Annotated in this window: 5 protein-coding genes; 3 read left to right on the forward strand and 2 right to left on the reverse strand. The window is 60.3% G+C overall.

The annotated features are described in order from the left end of the window. Positions 1 to 10: 10 nt before the first annotated feature. Positions 11 to 1,126 carry a carbamoyl-phosphate synthase small subunit gene (gene carA, locus ACYU7Z_RS01165; RefSeq protein WP_460566786.1) on the forward strand — a complete coding sequence of 372 codons (1,116 nt, stop codon included), beginning with the start codon at positions 11 to 13 and terminating at the stop codon, positions 1,124 to 1,126. 36 nt (positions 1,127 to 1,162) lie between these two features. Here carA and ACYU7Z_RS01170 read toward each other — a convergent pair whose 3' ends face one another. Further along, entirely contained in the window at positions 1,163 to 3,109 is a 1,947-nt protein-coding gene (locus tag ACYU7Z_RS01170) for a M1 family aminopeptidase (RefSeq protein WP_460566788.1), read from the reverse strand. A 96-nt stretch (positions 3,110 to 3,205) separates the two neighbouring features. On the opposite strand from ACYU7Z_RS01170, the gene aroQ reads away from it, so the two are divergent. Then, complete coding sequence (gene aroQ, locus ACYU7Z_RS01175) at positions 3,206 to 3,622, forward strand: type II 3-dehydroquinate dehydratase (protein WP_460566790.1); 417 nt, start codon at positions 3,206 to 3,208, stop codon at positions 3,620 to 3,622. On the opposite strand, the gene ACYU7Z_RS01180 is transcribed toward aroQ, so the two are convergent. Beyond that, positions 3,589 to 5,754 carry an FUSC family membrane protein gene (locus ACYU7Z_RS01180; protein ID WP_460566792.1) on the reverse strand — a complete coding sequence of 722 codons (2,166 nt, stop codon included), beginning with the start codon at positions 5,752 to 5,754 and terminating at the stop codon, positions 3,589 to 3,591. The two genes, aroQ and ACYU7Z_RS01180, sit on opposite strands and share 34 nt — an antisense overlap. 110 nt (positions 5,755 to 5,864) lie before the next feature. Between ACYU7Z_RS01180 and ACYU7Z_RS01185 the strand changes: the two genes are divergently transcribed. After that, positions 5,865 to 7,151: an acetyl-CoA hydrolase/transferase family protein gene (locus tag ACYU7Z_RS01185; RefSeq protein ID WP_460566794.1), complete on the forward strand. Its 1,287-nt coding sequence runs from the start codon at positions 5,865 to 5,867 to the stop codon at positions 7,149 to 7,151. The last annotated feature ends 218 nt before the right edge of the window (positions 7,152 to 7,369 follow it).

The raw sequence follows: 7,369 nt of genomic DNA on the forward strand, positions 1-7,369 counted from the left end.
GTTTAAGCCCATGACCCCACAACGTGAAGCCCTGCTCGTACTTGAAGATGGCACAGTGTGCCGCGGAAAAGCTTTTGGCGCCATCGGTACCACCGGCGGCGAGATCTGTTTCAATACCGGCATGACCGGGTACCAGGAAGTATTCACCGACCCCAGCTACTATGGACAGGTGCTGATCATGAACAACGTGCATATCGGCAACTACGGCGTGACCGGAGCCGACGTGGAAAGCGACAGCATCAAGATCAAGGGTCTTATCGGCCGTAACCTCGAGGAGCTCTTCTCGCGCCGCCAGGCCCAGGGCTCGCTCGACGAGTATCTCAAAAGCCAGAACATCGTTGCCATCGAAGGCGTCGATACACGCGCGCTGGTAGCCGGCATCCGTAACAAGGGCGCCCAGAACTGCATCATCTCCTCCGAGATACTCGACGCTGAGGAGCTCAAAAAGAAACTCGCCGACGTACCTGATATGGACGGCCTCGAGCTGGCTTCGATCGTCAGCACGAAGGTGGCCTACGAGCTCGGCGACCCGGCCGCACCGGTGCGGATCGCGGTGCTCGACTTTGGCGTGAAGCGCAACATCCTCAACTGCATGACCGACCGCGGCGCATTCGTGAAAGTGTTTCCGGCCAAGGCCTCACCCGACGAGATCCGTGCCTTTGGCGCCAACGGCTATTTTATCTCCAACGGACCCGGCGACCCGGCCTCGATGGATTATGCCATCGGTACGGTGCGCGCACTGCTCAACGACGACGTGCCCACCTTCGGCATCTGCATGGGTCACCAGCTGCTGGCCCTGGCCAACGATATCCCGACCTTCAAGATGCACCACGGCCACCGCGGTCTTAACCACCCGGTGAAGAACCTGCTCACCGGCCGCTGCGAGATCACCACGCAAAACCATGGCTTCGGCGTCGATCCGGAGGCGGTGCGCAAGGCAGATCATATCGAGATCACCCACGTCAACCTCAACGACCAATCCATCGAAGGCATCCGCATCAAGGGAAAGCCGGCGTTCTCGGTGCAATACCACCCGGAGGCCACGCCGGGCCCGCACGACAGCCGCTACCTCTTCGACGACTTCGTGGAGATGGTCCGTAGTTATACGGAAAAGAAATCCTCCTGATAAAAGAAAACCGGCCTCCTGGCCGGTTTTCTTTTTTTACTGGGTTGCGATAATCACCGGTTGCCGGGAAATGCCCTTGCTGCGGTGACTGAGCTCGAGCCAATACACGCCGGGCGGTAGCTGCGCCACGCCGATCGTTGCCTGTGTGCTGCCCTGCGGGAAGCCCCGCTCCAGCACCTTTTGGCCGCTGCTATTGTACAGGCGGATCCGGGTGCCGTTGTAATTCCCGGCAGGCAGTTGCACTGTGATCGTCGTGCGCGCCGGGTTGGGAAACACCTGCAGCGCGCCCGGTGGCACAAGGTCGGGAACGGCTGTGCTGATCCGCTGGCTCGTCTTTGTTTTCGAGAGGATCCAGAGCTGCGGGTCGATGATAAGCGTATCGGGAACAAAGCCAAGATTAAACGTGAAGACCTGCGCATTCTGTGTGTGGTTGGCGATCACGATCGTGTCGTGGCTGGCATCGCGGAACTGCAGCGGCACCGGCATTTCGAAAAACGATACGGAAGAATGTGCGGGTGCCTGGTTGAGCGTCACCTGTACATTACCCCCGGCCTGCGGCGTCCACTGCGCGCTGTAGTTGGGATAACCCTGGCCGTAAAACCAGTCGTTGAAAAACTCGCTGAGCGATTGGCCGCTTTCGGCTTCGAGGTTGCGCTGCAGGTCGGCGGTGCGTGCGGTGCCGTACGAAAGCGTTGGGTCATTAAGGTAGCGACGGATGCCGCGGTAAAACGTGGAGTCGCCCAGCTTCCAGCGAAGCATCACGGCGAGGTAGCCTCCTTTTTTGTAGGTAAGCCGGTTGTCGAAGATTCGGTTCTCGTCAAGCGTATCGGCCGGCAAAATATACACCGACCCGGTTGGCACGGTGCTGACGGTGTTCGTCCAGGCCTGCAGGAAATCGATTCGGGTAGCGGGCGCGGTTTGCAGCATATACTCGAATTCCATGTAGCTCGCGAATCCTTCGTTGAGCCAGATGTCGCTCCAGCTCCGGCAGGTGACCTTGTCGCCGAACCATTGGTGTGCGAGCTCATGGGCCACGAGTGGTGCGGATGTGGAGCCCAGGAAGGTATTCGTCTGGTGCTCCATCCCGCCGCCGATATTCCACTGCGTCTGGGCGTAACGCTCGTTGAGGAACGGGTAATCCGAAAGGAGAGGCGTAAAGCGCTGCAGGCAGAATTTAGCCGTACCCAGCACGCTGAGGAATGCCGCCGTATTCTCGGGGTAGGAATGGAGCGCCAGGGGCATGTCGCGGCCCGGGAGCACTACATGATCGTTGCTGACGGTATAGTTGCTGACGGCCATAGCTACGAGGTACGGAGCAATAGGGTAGCGGTGTTTCCAGTGGGTGCTGCGGATGCCGTTGCTGACGGTTTCCTCCACCGGCAGCCCGTTGGAGGAAGACGAATAGGCCGACGGGCAATTGATATACAGGTCTACCGAATCGGCCTTATCGGCATTGAGGTCCTTGCAGGGCCACCAATGGCTGGCGCCGTAGGATTCCGACTGGGTATACAGGACGGCCGTGCCGTTGTGCGTCGTGTTGATAAAGTAGCCGGTATTAGGCGGCGTTCCGCGGTAGGCAATGCGCACTGAATCGAGGAGCCCTGAGGCGATGGGAGCGGGGAAGTTGATCCGGAGGCTGCGGTCGGCACCCTGCACGAAAAGCAGCTGCGCGCCGTGGTACACGATGCTGTCGATGGTAAACTGGTTGTGCAGGTCGAGCGTGATGCTCGACGCGCTCGAGAGCGTGCGGAAGCGAACGAGCACAGAGCCGGTGATGTGGCGGATGGCCGGGTTCACGTCCCAGTAGCAGCGGTAATACTGTACGTCGTAGTTGTTGGACGAGACGGAAAAGACGCGGCTGTTGTGCTGCGCTGCGAAGTGGCTCCGCTCCGAGGCTACGAGGGCATCGCTTTCAGCAGCGCTTTGCGCCAGGGCACTGCCGGCAGTCAGCGCCAGCAGCAGAGAAAGACATGTGTTTCGCATAGATGATTTGTCGGTTTGGGTGACCGCCCGCTAATTTACTGATTAAATAGCCGGTGCCTTTCACCGCGGTGTCAACTGTGGAATTATCTTAGTGAAATGAAGATCTCGCTGATCAATGGTCCCAACCTCAATTTACTCGGCAAACGCGAAACGGATATCTATGGTAACGTACCGTTCGACGACTACTTCGCGCAGCTCCAGCAGCGGTATCCCGACCATGAATTGCATTATTTCCAAAGCAATGTCGAAGGAGAGCTGATCAACGAGATCCAGCGTGTCGGGTTCGACTACGACGGCATCATCCTGAATCCCGGAGGCTATACACATACTTCCGTTGCCATCGGCGATGCCATCGCCGCTATCAAGGCGCCGGTTGTAGAAGTACATATTTCGAATGTCCATGCCCGCGAGGAATTCCGCAAGCTTTCGCATGTATCCGGAAAAGCGGCCGGCAGCATCATCGGCCTCGGCCTCCGTGGCTACGAGCTTGCTTTGCTCTGGCTGCTCGGGTAGCTTTCGGCCAGCACGCGCGCCATGTCGGCGCACAGCTGCGCGATGAACGTTACCTGGCCCGCCAGCAAGGCCTGCTCTTCGATAGGAGTGCCTCCCGCTACGGGTTCGGCCGGTACCGGCTCGGCCGGCTGCTCCGGGGGCAGGCCCAGGTGCTGCTGCGCGTCGCGGAGACTGCGCTGGGCCCGCGCGATGCCGTGCCGCAACGCAGCGGCCTGCAGCTGCGGCTCCTTATGACGTAGCTCGGCCAGCGCCGATGCGATGTTGGAAAAAAGGATATGCTGGAATACGATGAATTGCTGCAGCTGCTGTGTCGACCGCTGCAGGGTTCGCGGCTCGTTGAGCATCCGCTGAAAGGCAGCCGAGAGGTTGGCCGTCTGCACATAAATTTCCTTTCGCGCCAGCTTATAGGGTAGCGGCGGAACAGGCTTTCCTTCCAGTGCATCCTGGAGAAGGGCGAGGTAACGCCGGTCGGCATCCAGCAGTCCCTGCAGGTAGCCTGTGAACTGGCGCGCTTCCCAGGAAGGAAAAAGCAGCACGCTACATCCGAATGCGATGGCGCAGCCCAGCACGGTATCAAAAAGACGCTCCAGGACCACCTCCCGGAAGGGCATCCCCAGGAAGGAGAATAGCAGGATCACGAAGGGCGTGGTGAAGAGCACCATCACCAGGTAATTGATCCGCATGAACGAGTAGGTGAGGAGCATGCACAGCACCATGATGGCAAACTGGATCTTGCGCACCGGCACCAGTAGTAATACGGTAATGCCAATGAGTCCGCCGGCCACCGTGCCGATGATCCGCTGGATGTTGCGCTCACGGGTCAGGCTGAAGGCCGGCTTCAGGATAAAGGCGATGGTAAGCAGCACCCAGTAGCTGTGCTGGCCATAGGCGATGAGCAGGATCATGCCATAGCCGCCAAGGCAGGCGGCTGCCACGCGCAGGCTGTGCCGGAACACACCCGACTTGAGTGTCAGGTTGTCGGCGAAGATGCGCGGGTCGAGGGGCTGGTGGGTCACGAAGCGGCCGTGATCGATGCGGCTGCGGCGCTCGCCGTCATCGCCCCCCAGGTAGCGCTCCAGCTCGCGCATCCGTTGCAGCAGGCGCCGCAGGTTCACGAGGATCTTGCGGAGCACGAGGTGGCTTTCCGTCGGCAGCCGCGGGAGCGCATCGAGCTCGCTTTTGAGTGCCGCCAGGCTTTCCTCCAGCTCAGGTCCGCCGCGGTAGGGGCGGTTCATTTGCACGGCCGCCCCGATGGCGTCGAGCTCGCGCGCCAGCAGCTGCACCTGCCGCGCTATTTTTTCGAGCGCGCCCGTTGCGGCAAAGCGTTTCCGCAGCGAGTCGTAATCGTAGTAGATATGGGTCATCTCCTCGAACAGGTCGACGCCTTCCACGAACAACAGCACGAGGCGGCGGCCGGGCGCCGTCGTTTCCTGTACGATCTGGCGCGTCTTGAAGAGGATCTCGCGCACCGCCTCCTGCTTTTCCTGCACCAGCACCTGACGCGCCACCATGTTCTTGTAGTTTTCCTGCAGGTCGGTGGCGGGATTGTAAAAGCTGGCCTTGCTGTGGAGGTAGCGCGCGGTTTCGCGGAGGCAGTCGCCGAGAACACGCTGGGCAGGCCGGTACGGGCTGATGAGCGAAAAGGCAAGGCTCAGGGTGAAGTACCACAGCCCGCCCGCCATGATGAGGGCTGCGTGCGCTGCTGCCTGCTGGAGCGGCACGGCCTTGTCCATGGTCAGGATCATGATGAGGATCGCCGCATTGCCGACGCCTGCGGCGCGCGAGCCGTAGGCATTGAACATCGAGAAAAAGAAGGTGACGAGTACGAGCTCCACTGCCATCAATGCCGGGTGCAGGCGGGCAAAGCTGGTGAGCAGCGCCGTAACGAACAGGGCGATGGCCGCTACCAGCATGCCGTTGCGCTTGTTGGTAACGGGCCCGGGTGCATCGGTAAGCGAAAGGCAAAGGGCACCCAGCGACAGGGTCATGCCCAGCTCGAAATGGCCGCTGTAAAAGCCAGCCAGCGCCGGCACGAGGATGGCTACCGTGGTGCGCAGCCCGTCGGCAAAGGCCTGGCTGTAGAGGAAATAGCGGACCTCCTGCCGTTCGATTCGCAAAGGGATCGGGGTCATGGCTTCCTGCGAAATTAAGGCGCGGCTTTCCTTTACTGAGTAAAAACAGGCGACGGGCTAAGATGCCTCAGCCGTAGCGCTGCCGGCTGCCCCGTTTCTTTGCATTACGTATGAAAACACCCGTTCGCTATCAATCGCCCGAGGAAGCCCTTTCGATCGTCCGCTCCGGCCAGCGCCTGTTTGTTCATGGAAGCGCGCAAACACCCACCTGCCTGCTGCGCGCCCTTGCCGCCCAGGCCCCGCGGCTCCGCGATGTGGAGCTCGTTTTTATTTCGGTGTACGGCGACATGCACGTTGACAAGCCGGAGCTCGCCCACAGCTTCCGGCTCAACTCGCTTTTTGTTTCCGCCTCCATCCGCGGCGATGTGGCCGAGGGCCGTGCCGATTATGTGCCGGTGTTTCTCAGTGAAATCCCGAACCTGTTCAACCAGGGAATACTCCCGGTTGATGTGGCGCTGGTGCAGGTGTCGCCGCCCGACAGTCACGGCTATTGCTCGCTGGGTGTTTCGGTTGATGTGGCGCGGTCGGCGGTCAACAATGCGCGGCACGTGATCGCGCAGGTGAACCGCCATGTGCCGCGCACGCACGGCGACGGACTCATTCACGCAAGCCGCTTCCATGCCCTTGTGGAATGCCACGAGCCGCTGTACGAGGCCCGCTTCGGCGACAAGGCCGGCCCCGACGAGCTGCGGATCGGGGAATACGTGGCAGGGCTCATCGAAGACCGCTCAACCCTGCAGATGGGCATCGGCGCCATCCCCGACGCGGTGCTCCGCGCACTTACGGGCCATAAGGACCTGGGCGTGCACACGGAAATGTGCTCCGACGGGATTGTGGACCTGTTCGAGCGTGATGTGATCACGAATCGCTATAAAAGGATCCATCCCAATAAAGCCGTCGCCGGCTTTGCCCTCGGTACGCGCCGGCTGTACGATTATGTCGACGACAATCCCGCCTTCCAGTTCCTGGATATCGACTATGTGAACGACCCGCATATCATCCGCCGTAATCCACGCATGGTAGCCATCAACAGCGCCATCGAGGTTGACCTAACCGGGCAGGTATGTGCCGACAGCATCGGCACCTACCAGTTCAGCGGGGTAGGGGGGCAGATGGATTTTATGCGCGGCGCCGCGCTGAGCGAAGGCGGAAAGCCGATCATTGCCCTGCCTTCGCGGACTGCCAAGGGTGTACCGCGGCTGGTGCCTTTCCTGAAGCCCGGCGCGGGTGTGGTGACCACGCGGGCCCATATGCACTACGTGGTGACGGAATACGGTGTGGCGTATTTATACGGGAAGAACCTACGGCAGCGCGCCCGGGCGCTGATCGACATCGCCCACCCCGACGACCGGGAGGCGCTTGAGCGGGCCTGCTTCGAGCGATTCAAGGTGTTTTAGGCCCCGCTACGGTTCATCCGCGGGAAATGGCAGTTGATACACTTTTTATCCCATTTTAATGTTATCGTAGAAATACGGTGATTTTCAGGAGCCCGCCCTGGGCCTGCATTGCAGGCCCAGGGCGGGCTTTCGTGCATAACCCGTGGAGAAAAAATGATTTTGCTGATTTGTTTAAAAAGATACCTTCGTCTCATCACTCCCATCGGCAACCGGTTTTA

The organism is Flaviaestuariibacter terrae, from assembly GCF_054777635.1.